Source organism: Microbacterium oleivorans, from assembly GCF_013389665.1.
GTDB lineage: Bacteria > Actinomycetota > Actinomycetes > Actinomycetales > Microbacteriaceae > Microbacterium > Microbacterium oleivorans_C.
Window position 1 is genome coordinate 501,535 of the sequence record NZ_CP058316.1, and the last position, 16,827, is coordinate 518,361.

18 protein-coding genes are annotated in these 16,827 nt (G+C 69.0%); 7 read left to right on the top strand and 11 right to left on the bottom strand.

Translation table 11 applies throughout. The features are described from left to right. Positions 1-80: 80 nt before the first annotated feature. From HW566_RS02380 to HW566_RS02395, 4 genes are read right to left on the bottom strand one after another with little or no spacing between them, the layout of a single operon-like run. A complete protein-coding gene (locus HW566_RS02380; protein ID WP_178010071.1) occupies positions 81-830 on the bottom strand; it encodes a DUF1684 domain-containing protein in 750 nt (249 codons plus the stop codon). 57 nt (positions 831-887) lie between these two features. Next, a complete protein-coding gene (locus tag HW566_RS02385; RefSeq protein ID WP_178010073.1) occupies positions 888-1,301 on the bottom strand; it encodes a hypothetical protein in 414 nt (137 codons plus the stop codon). 9 nt (positions 1,302-1,310) lie between these two features. Continuing rightward, entirely contained in the window at positions 1,311-1,772 is a 462-nt protein-coding gene (locus HW566_RS02390) for a DUF3817 domain-containing protein (RefSeq protein ID WP_178010075.1), read from the bottom strand. Between the two features lie 22 nt (positions 1,773-1,794). Then, entirely contained in the window at positions 1,795-2,220 is a 426-nt protein-coding gene (locus tag HW566_RS02395) for a MarR family winged helix-turn-helix transcriptional regulator (protein WP_256728833.1), read from the bottom strand. 382 nt (positions 2,221-2,602) lie between these two features. On the opposite strand from HW566_RS02395, the gene HW566_RS02400 reads away from it, so the two are divergent. Then, complete coding sequence (locus HW566_RS02400) at positions 2,603-3,031, top strand: MarR family winged helix-turn-helix transcriptional regulator (protein WP_178010078.1); 429 nt, start codon at positions 2,603-2,605, stop codon at positions 3,029-3,031. A gap of 23 nt (positions 3,032-3,054) precedes the next feature. Then, positions 3,055-4,371 (top strand): MFS transporter, encoded by a 1,317-nt coding sequence (locus tag HW566_RS02405; protein ID WP_256728834.1) that lies wholly within the window; start codon positions 3,055-3,057, stop codon positions 4,369-4,371. 81 nt (positions 4,372-4,452) lie between these two features. Here the strand turns inward: HW566_RS02405 and HW566_RS02410 are convergent, their stop codons facing one another. The 5 genes from HW566_RS02410 to nrdH all read right to left on the bottom strand — a co-directional run bounded on the left by HW566_RS02410 (position 4,453) and on the right by nrdH (position 9,941). After that, positions 4,453-5,622: an RtcB family protein gene (locus HW566_RS02410; RefSeq protein ID WP_178010082.1), complete on the bottom strand. Its 1,170-nt coding sequence runs from the start codon at positions 5,620-5,622 to the stop codon at positions 4,453-4,455. Between the two features lie 480 nt (positions 5,623-6,102). Further along, on the bottom strand, positions 6,103-7,080 hold the full coding sequence (nrdF, locus tag HW566_RS02415) for a class 1b ribonucleoside-diphosphate reductase subunit beta (protein WP_178010084.1): 978 nt from the start codon (positions 7,078-7,080) through the stop codon (positions 6,103-6,105). Positions 7,081-7,115: 35 nt separating this feature from the next. Beyond that, positions 7,116-9,284: a class 1b ribonucleoside-diphosphate reductase subunit alpha gene (gene nrdE / locus HW566_RS02420; protein ID WP_178010086.1), complete on the bottom strand. Its 2,169-nt coding sequence runs from the start codon at positions 9,282-9,284 to the stop codon at positions 7,116-7,118. Beyond that, a complete protein-coding gene (nrdI, locus tag HW566_RS02425; RefSeq protein ID WP_178010087.1) occupies positions 9,254-9,703 on the bottom strand; it encodes a class Ib ribonucleoside-diphosphate reductase assembly flavoprotein NrdI in 450 nt (149 codons plus the stop codon). Before nrdI ends, nrdE begins: the two co-directional genes overlap by 31 nt. Before the next feature lie 4 nt (positions 9,704-9,707). Beyond that, positions 9,708-9,941 (bottom strand): glutaredoxin-like protein NrdH, encoded by a 234-nt coding sequence (gene nrdH / locus HW566_RS02430; protein WP_178010089.1) that lies wholly within the window; start codon positions 9,939-9,941, stop codon positions 9,708-9,710. Between the two features lie 360 nt (positions 9,942-10,301). Here nrdH and HW566_RS02435 point away from each other — a divergent pair, with 360 nt between their 5' ends. After that, positions 10,302-11,507: an MFS transporter gene (locus HW566_RS02435; protein ID WP_178010091.1), complete on the top strand. Its 1,206-nt coding sequence runs from the start codon at positions 10,302-10,304 to the stop codon at positions 11,505-11,507. Positions 11,508-11,512: 5 nt separating this feature from the next. On the opposite strand, the gene HW566_RS02440 is transcribed toward HW566_RS02435, so the two are convergent. Continuing rightward, positions 11,513-11,920: a pilus assembly protein CpaE gene (locus HW566_RS02440; RefSeq protein WP_178010092.1), complete on the bottom strand. Its 408-nt coding sequence runs from the start codon at positions 11,918-11,920 to the stop codon at positions 11,513-11,515. 195 nt (positions 11,921-12,115) lie between these two features. On the opposite strand from HW566_RS02440, the gene HW566_RS02445 reads away from it, so the two are divergent. From HW566_RS02445 to HW566_RS02455, 3 genes are all read left to right on the top strand, one after another. Next, positions 12,116-13,273: an acyl-CoA dehydrogenase family protein gene (locus HW566_RS02445; RefSeq protein WP_256728835.1), complete on the top strand. Its 1,158-nt coding sequence runs from the start codon at positions 12,116-12,118 to the stop codon at positions 13,271-13,273. A gap of 64 nt (positions 13,274-13,337) precedes the next feature. Further along, a complete protein-coding gene (locus HW566_RS02450) occupies positions 13,338-14,618 on the top strand; it encodes a DUF445 domain-containing protein (protein ID WP_178010096.1) in 1,281 nt (426 codons plus the stop codon). Between the two features lie 4 nt (positions 14,619-14,622). After that, a complete protein-coding gene (locus tag HW566_RS02455) occupies positions 14,623-15,096 on the top strand; it encodes a SixA phosphatase family protein (RefSeq protein WP_178010098.1) in 474 nt (157 codons plus the stop codon). 42 nt (positions 15,097-15,138) lie between these two features. Here HW566_RS02455 and HW566_RS02460 read toward each other — a convergent pair whose 3' ends face one another. Beyond that, the gene (locus HW566_RS02460) at positions 15,139-15,615 is read right to left on the bottom strand and encodes a YbaK/EbsC family protein (RefSeq protein WP_178010100.1); all 477 of its coding nucleotides are present in this window, start codon (positions 15,613-15,615) and stop codon (positions 15,139-15,141) included. Between the two features lie 94 nt (positions 15,616-15,709). On the opposite strand from HW566_RS02460, the gene HW566_RS02465 reads away from it, so the two are divergent. Further along, the gene (locus tag HW566_RS02465; RefSeq protein ID WP_178010102.1) at positions 15,710-16,774 is read left to right on the top strand and encodes a Glu/Leu/Phe/Val dehydrogenase family protein; all 1,065 of its coding nucleotides are present in this window, start codon (positions 15,710-15,712) and stop codon (positions 16,772-16,774) included. Positions 16,775-16,827: the final 53 nt, after the last annotated feature.

Here is a 16,827-nt window from a genome sequence, read left to right on the forward strand (position 1 = left end):
CTTTGCTGTGTGTGGGGGTGGAGGGCGGATCGAGGTGCGGGCGATCCGTCGTACCGGAGGGGCGTGGGGGCCGGGGCAGACTACAGCGCGAAGTCTCCGGCGAAGCGCACGGTCTTCTCCCCCGCACGCAGGGGGAAGGGGAGGCGGTTCTGCACGGGGGGCAGGGGGCAGTTCATCTGGTTCGAGAAGCCGCACGGCGGGACGACCGCGCGGTTGAAATCGACCGTCACCGGGATGCTGTCGCCGGGGGCGAGATCGCCCGTCGCGCCGGGGTGATCGAGGAAGAGGAAGCGTCCCGCGCCGTAGGTCTCGGCGCCGTTGGTGCGGTCACCGAAGACGAGGTGCAGCTTCGGGCCCCCGTAGTTGGTGTCGAACGCCGCGAGGCGGTACTCGGACCCGTCGACCTCGAACACCAGGTCGCCCGAGACGGGGAGCCCGCGGGTCGCACCGCCGTCCTTGATGTGCTCGAACGGCACGACGCGGTCCTCGTCCACCAGCTCGAATCGGCCCTCGACGACCCACGCGGGATCGTAGTCGTAGCGCTCGATGTCTTCGAAGGCCTCGTTCGCCGGGGAGTCCTGCCGCCAGATCCGGTAACCCTCCTGCGGCAGACCCGTGTCGATGTCGGTCCGCTGCAGCCGGGTGAACAGCGCGTCGATCGGATGACCCGCCCGCGCGACGCGCTCCTCGACGGCGGGCTCGCCCGGAGGCGACCAGTTCGTCAGCACCAGCGCGAGGGACCCCTGCGGGGCCGTCACCGCCGCACGGCGTGACTCGGCCCAGGCCGAATAGTCGGAAACTGCGGACGCGGACGCGGATGTGCTCACCATGACAGGCAACCAAACACCCGGGCGCGGCGAGAAATTCCGTGTCCGTCTGTTGCGCCGCTATCGCCCGTGTGCGCGCCGGCCGACGGCACCGCCGCCGCCGACCCAGCACGCCCACGCCACGAGCACGGGCTGCAGGAACAGCCGCGCCAACCGGCGCCGGTCGGTGTCGAGCCCGGGTGCCGTCGCTCGGGTGCGCCACTGATGGACGTTGCCCGGGAAGATCGCGACGAAGAAGGCGGCGATGGCGGCGCCGACGCGAGGGCGCTCGCGCGGGAGAGCGACCAGGGCTGAACCCAGCACGATCTCCACCGCACCGCTCGCGACGACGATCATGTCCTTGTCGGTGCGCAGCAGACGTGTCGCCCAGTCGGGGACCGCGATGCGATAACCGCGCCGGAGCACCGTGAGGTGAGCGGCGCCGGCCGCGATCAGCAGAGCGGCGAGGGCGAAGCGGGCGACGATGCGCGGCATCCGACCACGCTACGCCCGTCCGGGCGGGCCGATCACCAGGAGTACGACGTAGGCGGCGATGATCCCGACGGCGAGGATCACAGCGAGCACCGCCGGACGCCGCACGAACCAGCGGAGGAATCGGTCGAGCGCCCGTGCGTCCCGCGGGTCGTCGGTCGCCTCGATGCGCCACTGACCGGCGAGGAGACCGCGGCGGCGCAGGATCATCTCCGTCGGCACGGTCGCATACGGGATCACCGCCGCCCCCAGCGCGCACAGGGTCGGGACGAGCCTCCAGCGGTTGTTCCAGGCGACGAGCACGGCCGTGGCTCCGTAGCAGAGGAAGACGAAGCCGTGGATGCCGCCCCCGATCGTGACCGCGACAGGGAGCTCGAACAGCGCACGTACGACGAGTCCGAGGATGAGCAGGGTCCACGAGATCGCCTCCGCGATCGCGAGCGAGCGGAAGGCGGTCAGCGGGGAACGGAACACACCCGAACCCTATCCGGCGGGTTCAGACGATTCCTGCGCGGATGCCGTCCATCGAGGCGGCCAGGTTGGGCATGTTGTCGCTCAGCGTGGAGTCGAGCTCGAGCAGCCGCTGGTGGGCCTGCTCCATGACGGACAGGCCCTTCTCCGTGATCCGGAGGTCGGAGGCCGAGCCGGCGTGCGCGGTGCCGTCGGCGACGAGGCCCTCGTCGACGAGCGTCCGCACCGCCGTATGGGCGGACTGCACCGTGATGTGCGAGCGGCGCGCGAGCTCCGAGAACGAGATGCCCGGCTCGGAGCCGATGTGTCCGAGCAGACCGAACTTGCGTGTGGAGAGACCGAGGTCTCGCAGCGCGGCCGAGAGCCGCCCCTCCCACGACGCCGAGACGGCGATGAGCGCGATGACCGGGCTGAAGCGGGGTTCGCGCGTGGGGACAGTGGTTTCCGACACGACCTCGATTGTAGGAGGCGGCGCGCGTTCTGTGCGGGTGATCAGGCCGAGCGGTGCTGTGTCGCATGCGTAACGCGTCGATCGAGGTTCGTCAAGGACCCGTCGTCGACCCGCGCGGGAGATCACAATGGGAGCCAAGCACGAGGCGGGGAGGATCGACATGATCACGCAGGACGAACAGAACGAGCAGCACACCGACATCCGCGGCGAGAAGCCGTTCGGTCAATGGCTCGGGCTGATCAACGGCGGCCGCTGACGCCCCTCGAATGCCCCCGGCATCCTTTCTCGCGAGAAGGATGCCGGGGGCATCGTCATGTTCGGAGCGGATGCGGCGCCGGTCTTGTTTTAGATAGCTGACCTATGCATGTTGTATAGTCAATCTATGCAGTTGCCCGACTCCCCCATCCGCCTGATGTCGGCGTCGAGCCGGTTCAACCGAGCTGTCGCCCGCAGGGTCGAGACGGCTGCGGCCGCCGGCACGTGGCGTGCCCTGGCCGCCCTCGACGAGCTCGGCCCCACCCGGGTCAGCGACCTCGCCGACTGGCAGCGCGTGAGCCAGCCCACCATGACGACGCTCGTGCGTCGGATGGACGCGGAGGGGCTCGTGGAGCGCGCACCCGACCCCGAAGACGGGCGGGCCTCCCTCGTGTCGATCACCGATGAGGGGCGGCGTCAGTTCGAGGCGTTCCGCTCGCAGGCCCTCGAGGTGACAGGACCCGCCTGGGCGCGGCTCAGTGCCGCCGACCGGTCGACACTCGCGCGCGCCGCCGAGCTGCTCGCCGCGCTGCTCGAGGAGCCGGAACTGGGATGACCACCACAGAGAGGAAGGTGCGCGTGACCAGCGCAACGAAGACAGAGCGGTCGGCCGACGACCGGACGAAGACGACAGCCGAGACCGCGAAGGCGTCGATCTGGCGACAGCCCGTCGCGGTATGGGCGATCGCCTTCGCCTGCACGGTGTCGTTCATGGGCATCGGCCTGGTCGACCCGATCCTCCCGGCGATCAGCCGCGAGCTCGACGCGACACCGTCCGAGACCATGCTGCTGTTCACCAGCTACCTCTTCATCACCGGCATCGTCATGCTGTTCGCGAGCTGGGTGTCGTCGCGGCTCGGGGTCAAGACGACCCTGCTGCTCGGGCTCGCCCTCATCGTGGTGTTCGCTGCGGCCGCCGGGCTGTCGGGCGGGGTCGTCGAGATCATCGGATTCCGGGCGGGCTGGGGTATCGGCAACGCCCTGTTCATTGCGACGGCGCTGGCGGCCATCGTCGGAGCCGCGAGCGGCGGCAGCCGCCAGGCGGTCGTGCTCTATGAGGCATCCCTCGGCATCGGTCTCGCAGTCGGACCGCTCCTGGGCGGCGCACTCGGCGAGCTGTCGTGGCGCGGACCCTTCTTCGGCACGGCAGCGCTCATGGCGATCGCTCTGCTGGCGATCCTTGTGGTCTTCCGATCCCCCGCGCCCGCAGCCGGCTCCGCGGCGCCGGCGAAGGTGTCGTTCCTCGCGTCGTTCCGTGCGCTGCGCAACCCCGCGCTGCTGACCCTGTCGCTCACGGCGTTCTTCTACAACGTCGCGTTCTTCGTGCTGCTCGCCTACAGCCCGTACCCGATCGAGTCGGCGGCGGCTGAGGCCGGGATGACGTTCGGCGCACACGAGCTCGGACTCGTCTTCTTCGGCTGGGGACTCGCCGTCGCGCTCACCTCGGTGCTCGTAGCTCCCGTGCTGACTCGTCGATGGGGCCTGCGGCCGGTCCTGTTCACGATGCTCGGACTGCTCGCCGTCGCCGAGGCCGTGCTCGCGATCGGGATCGACAGCGCCACGGTGCTGATCGTGACCGTCATCGTGGCGGGCCTGTTCCTCGGTGTGCTGAACACGGCGCTGACGGAGGCCGTCATGGAGGCGACCGACCTGCCGCGGAACGTCGCGAGCGGCACCTACTCGGGCGTGCGCTTCATCGGCGGTGCGATCGCCCCCGCCGTCGCCGGCCCCCTTGCGGCCGCACTCGCCCCCAGCGCGCCGTACTGGCTCGGCGTCGCCGCGCTCATCGTCGCGATCGCGATCCTCGCCTTCGCCGGGCGCACCCTCGCACACCTCGGCCGCCCGCACGAGACTGCCGTGGCCGAGGCCGCCGACATCGGCCAGGGCGACGCCTGACCGGAGAGCATCTGCATGTCGGAGGGTGGTCTCCTGGAAGCCACCCTCCGACATGCTTTTCTCCTCCGATGGGGAGGCGGGTCAGTCGCCCTTCACGTTCACTAGCTGGCGGAGCGTGTGCCGCACCTCGACGAGGTCGGCGGCATCCTCCATCACCCGGTCGATCGGCTTGTAGGCCTGCGGGATCTCATCGATGAAGGCATCCGTGTCACGGAACTCGATGCCGACCATCGCCGCCCGCAGCTCGTCGTGAGTGAAGGTCCGGCGTGCCGCCGACCGCGAGTACTCCCGCCCCGCTCCGTGCGGCGACGAGTTGAGCGACAGCGGGTTTCCGAGCCCCGACACGACGTACGACGCCGTGCCCATCGACCCCGGGATGAGGCCGGGCCGGCCCGCATCCGCCTGGATCGCGCCCTTCCGCGACACCCACACCTGCTTGCCGAAGTGCTTCTCGCTCTCGGTGAAGTTGTGGTGGCAGTTGATGCGCTCGAGCTCTTCGACGTCGGCGCCCATCGTCTCGGAGAGCTGCCGAGCCACCCGGTCCATCATCTCCTCACGGTTGAGGAGCGCGAAGTGCTGCGCCCACCGAAGCTCGCGGATGTAGCGCCGGAACTCTTCCGTGCCCTCGACGAGGTAGGCCAAGTCGGGGTCGGGGAGGTCGATCCACCATCGCTTCGCGAGCCGCTGAGCGACCCCGATGTGGTGCGTCGCGATCTTGTTGCCCACGCCCCGCGAGCCCGAGTGCAGGAACATCCACACCGCGTCGGTCTCGTCGACCGAGACCTCGATGAAGTGGTTTCCCGATCCGAGCGACCCCAGCTGGTTCCGCCAGTGCCCGGCGTACTGCGCGGGGTCGAACTCGTTCTTCTCGGCGAGCTCCTCCAGCTCGGCGATGCGCGGTTCGGCCGTCGCGACGACCTTGCGGTTGTCCCGACCCGCCGACAGCGGGATCGCCCGCTCGATCTGCTCGCGCAGTGAGCCCAGGTCACGGCCGATCAACTGAGACTTCGTGAACTGCGTGCGGACGGCGATCATGCCGCACCCCATGTCGACGCCGACGGCGGCCGGCATGATCGCCCCGAGCGTCGGGATGACCGACCCGACGGTCGCCCCCTTGCCGAGGTGCGCGTCCGGCATGAGCGCCAGATGCGGGTGGATGAACGGCATGCCCGACGCGGTGCGAGCCTGATCGAGAGTCTTCTCATCGATGATGCTCGCCCACGACAGCAGCCTGTTCGAGAGCTTCTCCATGGTTCCTTTCCTGGTGATGGCGGTCCGGGAACGGGCGCATGGAGAGGAACACACGAACGCCCCGGACCTGTGCGGTGCGGGGCGTTCTGACAGTGGCGGTGTCAGACGTCTCGCACCGGAGGGTACGGCTCGAAACGGAGCTGGAACTGGTCCAGGTCCGCTGCGATCAGGCGCTCGTTGCGCGTGGTCATGCCGTTCCTCCGGTGATGCTGTGCGGATTCGCGCAGCCTCGCAACAATACGGCGTGCGGCAGTGGGCGTCAATGCGAGATGCGGCGCGTGCGACGTCCCATCGCTTCCGCTCGGGACTCGGCATCGGCCACGTTGACGATCCGTGACTCGCTGGCCGTGTCATCACGTCCTCCCGCACGAATGCGGGCAGAACATGGGCAAGCCCCCGGCGCGACGCTCCTAGGGAGCGTTGCACCGAGGGCTAGCAGATCGTAGCCGGGTTGACGATGTCAGCTACGGTCAGGCATTTTCAGAAGTCCCAGTCCTCGTCTTCGGTGGCCTCGGCCTTGCCGATGACGTACGACGAGCCCGATCCGCTGAAGAAGTCATGGTTCTCGTCGGCGTTCGGCGACAGGGCCGACAGGATCGCCGGGTTCACGTTCGTGACCGTGGCGGGGAACATCGCCTCGAAGCCGAGGTTCATCAGCGCCTTGTTGGCGTTGTAGTGCAGGAACTTCTTGACGTCCTCGGTCAGGCCGACGGCGTCGTAGAGGTCCTGCGTGTACTGCACCTCGTTGTCGTAGAGCTCGTAGAGCAGCGAGAACGTGTAGTCCTTGATCTCGTCGCGCTCGGACTGGGTGAGCTTCTCCATGCCCTTCTGGAACTTGTAGCCGATGTAGTAGCCGTGCACGGCCTCGTCACGGATGATGAGGCGGATGATGTCGGCGGTGTTCGTGAGCTTCGCCTTCGCCGACCAGTGCAGCGGCAGGTAGAACCCCGAGTAGAAGAGGAACGACTCGAGCAGGGTCGAGGCGACCTTGCGCTTGAGCGGCTCGTCGCCACGGTAGTAGTCCATGACGATCGAGGCCTTCTTCTGAAGGTTCGGGTTCTCGACCGACCAGCGGAACGCGTCGTCGATCTCGGGCGTCGAGGCGAGCGTCGAGAAGATCGACGAGTAGCTCTTGGCGTGAACCGACTCCATGAACGCGATGTTCGTGTAGACGGCCTCCTCGTGCGGGGTGATCGCGTCAGGGATGAGCGAGACGGCGCCGACGGTGCCTTGGATCGTGTCGAGGAGCGTGAGCCCCGTGAACACGCGCATGGTGAGGGTCTGCTCGTCGGGTGTCAGCGTGTTCCACGACTGGATGTCGTTCGACAGCGGCACCTTCTCGGGCAGCCAGAAGTTGTTCACCAGACGGTTCCAGACCTCGAGGTCCTTGTCGTCCTGGATGCGGTTCCAGTTGATCGCCTGCACGTGGTCGACGAGCTTGAGCGGTTCAGGGGTCATGTCGCTTCAGTTCCTGGTTCGGGTTCCGGCATCCGTCACAGCATGCAGCTGACGCACTCGGACATATCGGTGCCCTCGAGCGCCATCTGCCGCAGGCGGATGTAGTAGATCGTCTTGATGCCCTTGCGCCAGGCGTAGATCTGAGCCTTGTTGATGTCGCGCGTGGTCGCGGTGTCCTTGAAGAACAGCGTGAGCGACAGGCCCTGGTCGACGTGCTGGGTCGCAGCGGCGTAGGTGTCGATGACCTTCTCGTAGCCGATCTCGTACGCGTCCTCGTAGTACTCGAGATTGTCGTTCGTCATGAACGGCGCCGGGTAGTACACGCGGCCGAGCTTGCCTTCCTTGCGGATCTCGATCTTCGACGCGATCGGGTGGATCGACGACGTCGAGTTGTTGATGTACGAGATCGAGCCGGTCGGCGGCACCGCCTGCAGGTTCTGGTTGTAGATGCCGTGCTGCTGGATCGATGCCTTCAGCTCGCGCCAGTCGTCCTGCGTGGGGATGTGGATGCCGTCGAACAGACCCTTCACCTTGTCGGTCTGCGGCATCCACTCCTGCTCGATGTACTTGTCGAAGAACTCCCCCGACGCGTAGGTCGAGTCAGCGAAGCCCTCGAACGCCGACTTCCGCTCGATCGCGATCTTGTTCGACGCCTGGAGGGCGTGGAACAGCACCGTGTAGAAGTAGATGTTCGTGAAGTCGATGCCCTCTTCGGAGCCGTAGTGGACGTGCTCGCGGGCGAGGTAGCCGTGCAGGTTCATCTGCCCCAGGCCGATGGCGTGCGACCGGTCGTTGCCGTCCTCGATCGAGCGCACCGAGGCGATGTGGCTCTGGTCGCTGACCGCGGTGAGGGCGCGGATGCTGGTCTCGACGGTCTGCGCGAGGTCCTTGCCGTCCATCGCCAGGGCGATGTTCATCGAGCCGAGGTTGCACGAGATGTCCTTGCCGATCTGGCTGTACGACAGGTCCTCGTTGTAGGTCGTCGGGGTGTTGACCTGCAGGATCTCCGAGCACAGGTTCGACATGTTGATCCGACCCTTGATCGGGTTGGCCTTGTTCACCGTGTCCTCGAACATGATGTACGGGTAGCCCGACTCGAACTGGATCTCGGCGAGGGTCTGGAAGAACTCTCGCGCGTTGATCTTCGTCTTCTTGATACGCGCGTCGTCGACCATCTCGCGGTACTTCTCGGTGACGGAGATGTCACCGAACGGGACGCCGTACACCTTCTCGACGTCGTACGGCGAGAACAGGTACATGTCCTCGCCGTTGCGGGCGAGCTCGAAGGTGATGTCGGGGATGACGACGCCGAGCGAGAGCGTCTTGATGCGGATCTTCTCGTCGGCGTTCTCACGCTTGGTGTCGAGGAACTTGAGGATGTCGGGGTGGTGCGCCGAGAGGTACACGGCACCGGCGCCCTGACGCGCACCCAGCTGGTTGGCGTAGCTGAAGCTGTCTTCGAGGAGCTTCATGACGGGGATGATGCCCGAGGACTGGTTCTCGATCTGCTTGATCGGGGCGCCGGCCTCGCGGATGTTCGACAGCAGCAGAGCCACGCCGCCGCCGCGCTTGGACAGCTGCAGCGCGGAGTTGATGCCGCGGGCGATCGACTCCATGTTGTCTTCGATGCGCAGCAGGAAGCAGGAGACGAGCTCGCCGCGCTGCGCCTTGCCGGTGTTCAGGAAGGTCGGGGTGGCGGGCTGGAAGCGGCCCGAGATGACCTCGTCGACGATCTGCATCGCGAGTGCCTCATCGCCGTCGGCCAGGCCGAGCGCCGTCATGACGACGCGGTCTTCGAAGCGCTCGAGGTAGCGCTTGCCGTCGAAGGTCTTCAGCGTGTAGCTCGTGTAGTACTTGAACGCGCCCAGGAAGGTCTCGAAGCGGAACTTCTTGCCGTAGGCGAAGTCGTTGAGCTTCTGGATGAACTCGAGCGAGTACTTCTCGATGACCGCGGGCTCGTAGTACTCCTTCTCGACCAGGTAGTCGAGGCGCTCCTTGAGCGAGTGGAAGAACACGGTGTTCTGGTTCACGTGCTGCAGGAAGTACTCCCGCGCCGCGCGCTTGTCGGCGTCGAACTGGATCTTGCCGTCCGCACCGTAGAGATTGAGCATCGCGTTGAGGGCGTGGTAGTCGAGACCCTCGAACCGCAGATCGACCTTGAAGTCGTTCTCGGTCAAGGCCGTTTCCAGTGCTGATTCCACCATCGTTCCAATCCTGCGCTGACGCGCTCGACGTCTTCTGGCGTGCCGAACAGTTCCACCTTGTCCAAGTGCGGCACGGAGCACTTGCGGCTGATGATCTCGCCGGCGAGGCAGTAGGACTCGCCGAAGTTCGTGTTGCCGGTGGAGATGACCCCACGCAGCTGGGTGCGGTTGCGCACGTCGTTCAGAAAGCGCACGACCTGCTTGGGCACCGCGCCCTTCTCCTCGCCGCGCCCCTGGCCCCCGCCGTAGGTGGGGGTCACGAGCACGAAGGGCTCCGTCACGACGAGGGGCGTCGGCGAGGGATGAAGCGGGATGCGGAGCGCCGGCAGGCCCAGCTTGTCGACGAAACGTGCGGTGTTGCCGGAGACGCTCGAGAAGTACACGAGCAGGGGCGCCCGCGTTGCGACCGCCGTGCTCATGGGATTACGCGAAGCGCGCGGCGAGCTCGTCGATCTTGTCGGGACGGAAGCCCGACCAGTGGTCCTCGTCGGTGATGACGACGGGGGCCTGCAGGTAGCCGAGCGACTTCACGCGCTCGAGTGCGGCCGGGTCCTCGGAGAGGTCCAGGACGTTGTATTCGATGCCCTTGGAGTCCAGCGCACGGTACGTCGCGTTGCACTGCACGCAGGAGGGCTTGGTGTAGACCGTGATCGCCATGTCGAGTGTGGTTTCCCTTCGCTTCTTACGCATCTCCGGCTGAGTTCCCGCCGGGAGTCCAATACTACATATGGGTGCCGACATCGGGGGGCACCACAAGGGGTAGTAGTTACAAGTCTGTAGTTTTGCACCGCTCTCCCCAGGTACAACACATCTTCTCCACCGATTCATCCACAGTCCGCGGCGTGTCGACGAGGCCCGTGCGAGGCGTGATTCCGCGGTTCCCGGCACGACGATCGGCGGCTGTCCACAGGCAGGACGCTACGGCGACCCACAGACATCGGATCCGGCCCCGATCGCGCCGGCCCGGCGTGTCGCGGCGTGTCGGCGGAGGTCGCCGGGAATCGCTACCGTTGAGGGGTGGCGGGATACGGAGAACTGCTGCGCACACCCGGTGTCGCGCGCATCATCGCCGCACAGTTGACCGCGCGCTTTCCGAACGGGATGACGAGCCTCGCCATCCTGCTTCACATCGAGCACGTGACCGGGTCCTACGGGGCCGCCGGTCTGGTCCTGGCGGCCACCTCAGTCGGACAGGCGATCGCGGGACCCGTGACGAGCCGGTGGATGGGCGTGTGGGGCATGCGTCGCGTGCTGACCCTCACCCTCGCCGTGTGCGCGGCCACCATCGCACTGCTGGCGCTGCTCACCCTTCCGCTGCCGCTGTACATGGTGCTCGGACTGCTCGCCGGCCTCTCCACTCCCCCTGTGCAGTCGGCCGTGCGGACGATCTACCCCAAGATGGTGACCTCGCGTCAGCTCACACCGCTGTTCTCGCTCGACGCGTCGCTGCAGGAGATCATCTGGATCATCGCGCCGGTACTCATCACCTTCGTCGCGCTCCAGGCCGGCACCGTTCCGGGCCTGCTGCTGATCGTGGTCATCCTCATCGGCGGCGGCGCGTGGTTCATCCTGTCGCCCGAGCTCGGGCGCGTCCGCATCCCGCGCAGTCGTCGCGGCCTCGGCCGGGTGCTGCTGAAGCCGCCGGTGATGCTCGCCACCGTCACCGGCTTCCTCCTGATCGGAGCCTGCTCGGCAGTAGAGGCCGGCGTGGTGGCGTCCTTCGGCCACGGCGGGCTCGAGTCCGGCATCGTCCTGGCGGTGTTCGCGGTCGGCAGCCTCGCCGGCGGTTTGTCGTTCGGGCACATCCCGATCGGCCGCTGGGCCATGGCGCGCCGGTTCGCCATCGTGACGGTCGGCCTCGCCGCGACGATCTTCTCGCTGAACGCCTGGTGGCTGGGCGGGTCGCTGCTGGTCGCCGGCATCGGCATCGCGCCTGCGCTGGCGGTGATGTTCGCCATCACCTCGGCGAGCGTGAAGTTCAGCGAGACCGCCGAGGCGTACGGCTGGATCGGCACCGGTCAGCTCATCGGCGCCGCCGTCGGCTCGGCCGTGGCGGGGTTCCTCATCGACGGCGTCGGCCCGCAGGGCGCGTACCTAGCCGCGGCGATCTTCGCCGCCGCCGGGCTCCTCGTCGCGGCCGCGTGCGTACGGTGGTTCCCCGACCTGCGCGGTCGGGATTCGTCACCGATCCCCGACACGGAACCGGTGCACACGATCACCTGAGCCGGTCAGTCCTGAACGCGTCGGAGCAGGGCCAGCAGCGCCGCGGCGTATGCGTCTTCGGGCTGAGGGTGTTCGAAGGCCCGTTCCTCCCCGGCGAACTCGATCTCGACGCGGTGCGTGTCGGCCAGTCGCCGCAGGCTCCGGAACGCACCCCGCAGCATCTCGCGCAGCTGATCCTCGCGCGGCAGCCAGAGGGCTTCGTCGAGCGCGACCGAGTCGAGAGCCCACTCCGTCGTGCCGTTGAAGGCGAGGATCGTGCCGGTCGGGTACCGCCGCGGCTCGATGGTCATCTCGCTCACCGTGAAGACATCGGCGTCGAACTCGGGCTCGTTCAGCTGGAAGCGGTCGCCCGACGCGGGATGCCAGGTCAGTCCGGCCTCCCGGAGGGCCAGGGCGGCGTCGGTCGAGATCATCCCCTCATCCTCCCCCCGATCGCCCGGGCTCGTCGCGTCGATGCACCAACTCCTCAGGTTCGGCGCCCATCCCGCGCGCGAGCGACCCGATGCGGGGCGCGGGGCGCGGTTTCCGAGGAGTGAGTGCGCGCGGTGCCGCGCGCACCGCGCCGGCCGCAGGCCCGCGGGCACGGAGGCGGGAGCACAATGGAGGACGTGAGCGACTTCGACCCTGCGCGGTTCCTTCCCAACGACCTCCTCGAGCGCATCCGAGGACGCGCGGCCGCGGTCGATGGGGCCAACGCGTTCCCGGACGACGACCTGGCCGAGCTGACCGCCGCGGGCTACCTCGCGGTTCTCGTGCCCGAGGAGCTCGGCGGCGCGGGGCTCTCGCTCGGGCAGGTGTCGCTTCTGCAGCAACGGCTCGCGGGCGCTGCGCCGGCCACCGCCCTCGCCGTCAACATGCACCTCGTGTGGACGGGAGTCGCCAAGGTCCTGTCCGACCGCGGCGACGACGCGCTGCGATTCGTGCAGGAAGGCGCGGCCGCCGGGGAGGTCTTCGCCTTCGGGATCAGCGAGGCGGGCAACGACCTCGTGCTCTTCGGAAGCGACACCGACGCCGCGCCGCAACCCGACGGCGGATACGCGTTCAGCGGCACGAAGATCTTCACTTCGCTCGCACCCGTGTGGGACCAGCTCGGGCTGCACGGGCTCGACACCACCAGTCCGGACGCGCCGCGCCTGGTGTTCGCCTTCGTCCCGCGAACGGATGCCGTGCACACCCGCGACGACTGGGACACGGTCGGCATGCGCGGCACCCAGTCGCGCACGACGGAGCTGCGAGGCGCCGTCGCGCCGGCCGACCGTGTCGTGCGGCGCCTCCCCCCGGGGCCCACCCCCGACCCGCTCGTCTTCGGGATCTTCTCGGTGTTCGAACTGATGCTCGCATCGGTCTACACCGGCGTCGCGCGGCGCGCACTCGATCTGGCCGTCGAGACGGCTCGCGCCCGGACGTCGAAGAAGACCGGGCGGACGTACAGTCAGGACCCCGACATCCGCTGGCGGGTCGCCGAGATGGCACTCGCCTACGACGCGATGCTGCCGCAGCTCGAGACGGTCGCCCGTGACATCGACGGCGGCGTCGATCACGGCGGGCTCTGGTTCGCCAAGCTCAGCGGGCTCAAGCACCGCGCGGTCGTCTCCGCCAAGCGCGTGGTCGACGACGCGATGCTCGTGGCCGGCGGATCGTCCTACTTCTCACGCTCCGAGCTCGGCCGCCTCTACCGCGACGTCATAGCGGGGATGTTCCACCCCTCCGATCCGGAGTCCGCCCACAGCACGGTCGCCACGGCCTGGCTCGGCCCCGCAGCCTGATCGTCCCGCCGCGCCCGCGCCGCCGAGTCGCCGGACGGGTGCGGCCGCGTGGGAGGATGACCGGATGGCACGCACGCCGACCTCCCTGCTCACCCCCGCGGATCAGGCACGCCGCCAGGGTCTGCGGCGTATGAAGGCCGTCGCGCTCGGGGCGCTGGTGTTCATGGCCGTCGTCTTCGCGATCTCGTACCCGTTGCAACAGACCATCCCCGCATTCGGCTACGTCCGCGCGGCCGCCGAGGGCGGCATGGTCGGAGCCCTCGCGGACTGGTTCGCCGTGACCGCGCTGTTCCGGCATCCGCTGGGGATCCCGATCCCGCACACCGCGATCATCCCGCGGCGCAAAGACGAGATCGGCCGCACGCTCGGAGAGTTCGTCGAGACCAACTTCCTCGAAGCCGGCGTCATCCGCGGCAAGCTCGAATCGATCGGCGTCGCGTCGCGGCTGGGCGGCTGGCTCCGGCGGCCAGACAACGCCGAGCGGGTCGCCGCGGAGGCCTCGTCCGCGGCGTCGGGCATCCTCACCGCCCTCAGCGACGACGAGGTGCAGGATCTGCTCGAGGACCTCGCCCGCGACCACCTGCTGGCGCCGTCGTGGGGGCCCTCGATCGGCGGCTGGCTCGATCGCGTCGTCGCCGCCGAGGCGCACCACGGTGCCGTCGACCTCGCCGTCGACAGCATCGAGAAGTGGCTCGTGGCCAACCGTTCGGTCTTCACCGGTCTCGTCTCGCGCCGACTGCCGTCGTGGCTGCCCTCCGTGGCGACGCGGCTGGTCGACGACACCGTCTACCGCGAGGCGTTGACCTTCGTCGCCGCGGTGCGCTCGGACCCGGATCACCAGGCTCGTCGCGCCATCGACGGCTACCTCTCGCGACTCGCCGCCGACCTGCAGGGCGAGACCGACACGGCCGCCCGGCTCGAAGCCGCGAAGTCCGCCGTCTTCGACAGCCCACGCGTCCGCGCCCTCGCCGCCGAGGCGTGGGGCACCGCGAAGTCCGGTCTCGTCCGCGCGCTGGGCGACCCGGACAGCCCACTGCGCCGCCGCATCGCCGCCGCGCTCGCGGAGATCGGCGAGCGACTCGCGACCGAGCCCGCGCTGCAGCAGCGCATCGACGCACGCGTGACGGATGCCGCCGCGACGCTCGTCGCACGTCACCGGGCCGACATCGCCTCGATCATCACCGAGACCGTCGAGCGCTGGGATGCCGAGGAGACGGCCGAGAAGATCGAGCTCATGGTCGGGCGCGACCTGCAGTACATCCGACTCAACGGCACGATCGTCGGCTCCCTGGCGGGCCTGGTCATCTTCACGATCGCGCATGCCGTCTTCGGCGCGGCAGGATGAGGCCATGACCACTCTCACCCTCGTGCGCCATGCCAAGAGCGACTGGGGTTCGGCGAGCCTCGACGATCACGACCGTCCGCTCAACGACCGCGGCCGCCGCGACGCGCCCGTCATGGCCGAGCGGCTCGTCGCGTCCGGGCTCGCCGTCGACCGCGTGCTCGCGTCGACCGCGCTCCGCGCGCGCACCACGGCGGCGGCCTTCGGCGCGGCGCTGGGCGTGGAACCCGAGCTCCTCGACGAGCTGTACGGCGCCGGCGCACGCGTGCTCCTCGAGACGGCGACCGGCAGCGGCGCGGCATCCGTACTCGTCGTCGCCCACGATCCCGGCATGACGGTGCTGGCAGACCGGCTCTCGAACGGCGGGATCGGGCAGATGCCCACGTGCGCGGTCGCGGTGTTCCGCTGGGAGACGGACGACTGGGACGTCGCCGCCGCGACCGACCCCGACGAGTGGAGCTTCGACAGCCCCCGAGGCTGACGCGGAGGCGTCGGTGCAGGCCTCAGGGCACGGCCCGGGCGCTCAGACCACCGCGGCCACGGTCCCCCCGGTGAGCCGAACCAGCTCGTCGAAGGTCAACGGGAACACCGTGTGCGGCGTCCCGGCGGCCGCCCAGATCGTGTCGTGGCCGGCGAGGTCCTCGTCGACGACCGTGGTCAGCGGCGCGGGGTGCCCGGTCGGGGCGACGCCGCCGATGGCCTGCCCCGTCGCGGCGCGCACCTGGTCGACGCTGGCCCGGCGGATCTGGCGGCGGCCGAGCCGCGCCGCCAGCGCTTCGGTGTCGACCCGGTGGGCACCGCTGGTCATCACGAGGAGCGGTTCGTCGTCCGACCAGAACACCAGGCTGTTGGCGATGGCGCCGACCTCGACGCCCAGCGCCGCGGCGGCGAGGGCGGCGGTGGACGCTGCATCGGGCAGGACGACGATCTCGCCGTCGACACCAGCGGCGCGCAGCGCGTCGTGGACGATCCGGCTTCGGGACGGCAGGTCGATGCTCACGCTCACACTCTAGAAGGGGCACAATGGGCTGGATGCCGCAACGCCGCGGCATCCAGCACGAGAGCCCACAAGGCTCCGCCGAAAGAGGATCGCGATGACCCACGCCCTGCCCCTGCCCGATTTCACGCACGAGCGCGTGGAGGTGATCACGGGACGACGCAGCGGGCTGTTCATCGCGGCCGCCCTGCACTCCTCGGTTCTCGGTCCCGCCCTCGGCGGCGCGCGCATGTGGACCTATCCGCACTGGAGCGACGCGCTGGGCGACGCCCTGCGCCTCTCGGCCGCGATGACGCTGAAGAACGCGGCGGCGGGGCTGGATGCCGGTGGCGGCAAGGCCGTCATCGGGCTCACCGAGGGCACCGTCGTCGATGCCGACCGCCGACGGGCCGCGTTCCTCGATCTGGGTGACGCCGTCGAGTCGCTCGGTGGTAGGTACCGCACCGCCGAGGACGTCGGCTCGACCACCGACGACATGCTCGTCGTCAGCGAGCGCACCGCCCACGTGGTCGGCCTCCCCGACCGCGTCGGCGGCTCGGGCGAGCCGGCCGGCCCGACGAGCCTCGGCGTGTACGCATCGCTCATCGCCACACTCGAGCGTGCCGTCGGCACGACCGATGTCGCGGGTCGCCGCGTCACGATCGCCGGCCTCGGACAGGTCGGCAGCCGGCTGGCGCTGCAGCTCGCCGCCGAGGGCGCCGTGCTGACCGTCACCGACGTCAATCCCGCCAAGCGCGAGCTCGCCGCCGACCTCGGTGCCGGCTGGGTCGATCCGGCCGAGGCGCACCTGACCGCCGCCGATATCTTCGTGCCGGCCGGGATCGGCGGGGTGCTCACCGACGAGGTGATCGACGCCCTCGATGCGCGCGCCGTGTGCGGACCCGCGAACAACCCGCTCGCGCACCGCGCCGGGGCCGACCGGCTCGCCGCCCGCGGCATCCTCTACGCTCCCGACTTCGTCGTCAACGCGGGCGGGGTCATCTACCTCGACCTCGCCGCGAAGCAGCGCGACCGCACCGAGATCATGGCGCGCGTCGAAGGCATCGGCGACGTGCTGCGCCGCATCTTCGCCGAGGCCGAGGACCGCGCGGTCACGCCCCTCGCCGCCGCCGAGTCGCTCGCGGCCGAGCGACTCGCCACCGGCGCCGCCGCGCTCGTCTGACGGACCCTCCGGTCGGGTGCGTCGCGCCGTCGGCGGCGCACCCGACCGGCGCC

Excerpts from the sequence above, each read along its gene's own strand:
- HW566_RS02450 (WP_178010096.1), top strand. The coding sequence starts at position 13,338 with ATGGCACGCACGCCGACCTCCCTGCTCACCCCCGCGGATCAGGCACGC.
- nrdH (WP_178010089.1), bottom strand. The coding sequence starts at position 9,941 with ATGGCGATCACGGTCTACACCAAGCCCTCCTGCGTGCAGTGCAACGCG.
- HW566_RS02385 (WP_178010073.1), bottom strand. The coding sequence starts at position 1,301 with ATGCCGCGCATCGTCGCCCGCTTCGCCCTCGCCGCTCTGCTGATCGCG.
- HW566_RS02465 (WP_178010102.1), top strand. The coding sequence starts at position 15,710 with ATGACCCACGCCCTGCCCCTGCCCGATTTCACGCACGAGCGCGTGGAG.
- HW566_RS02455 (WP_178010098.1), top strand. The coding sequence starts at position 14,623 with ATGACCACTCTCACCCTCGTGCGCCATGCCAAGAGCGACTGGGGTTCG.
- HW566_RS02380 (WP_178010071.1), bottom strand. The coding sequence starts at position 830 with ATGGTGAGCACATCCGCGTCCGCGTCCGCAGTTTCCGACTATTCGGCC.
- HW566_RS02440 (WP_178010092.1), bottom strand. The coding sequence starts at position 11,920 with ATGATCTCGACCGACGCCGCCCTGGCCCTCCGGGAGGCCGGACTGACC.
- nrdF (WP_178010084.1), bottom strand. The coding sequence starts at position 7,080 with ATGACCCCTGAACCGCTCAAGCTCGTCGACCACGTGCAGGCGATCAAC.
- nrdI (WP_178010087.1), bottom strand. The coding sequence starts at position 9,703 with ATGAGCACGGCGGTCGCAACGCGGGCGCCCCTGCTCGTGTACTTCTCG.
- HW566_RS02410 (WP_178010082.1), bottom strand. The coding sequence starts at position 5,622 with ATGGAGAAGCTCTCGAACAGGCTGCTGTCGTGGGCGAGCATCATCGAT.
- nrdE (WP_178010086.1), bottom strand. The coding sequence starts at position 9,284 with ATGGTGGAATCAGCACTGGAAACGGCCTTGACCGAGAACGACTTCAAG.
- HW566_RS02400 (WP_178010078.1), top strand. The coding sequence starts at position 2,603 with ATGCAGTTGCCCGACTCCCCCATCCGCCTGATGTCGGCGTCGAGCCGG.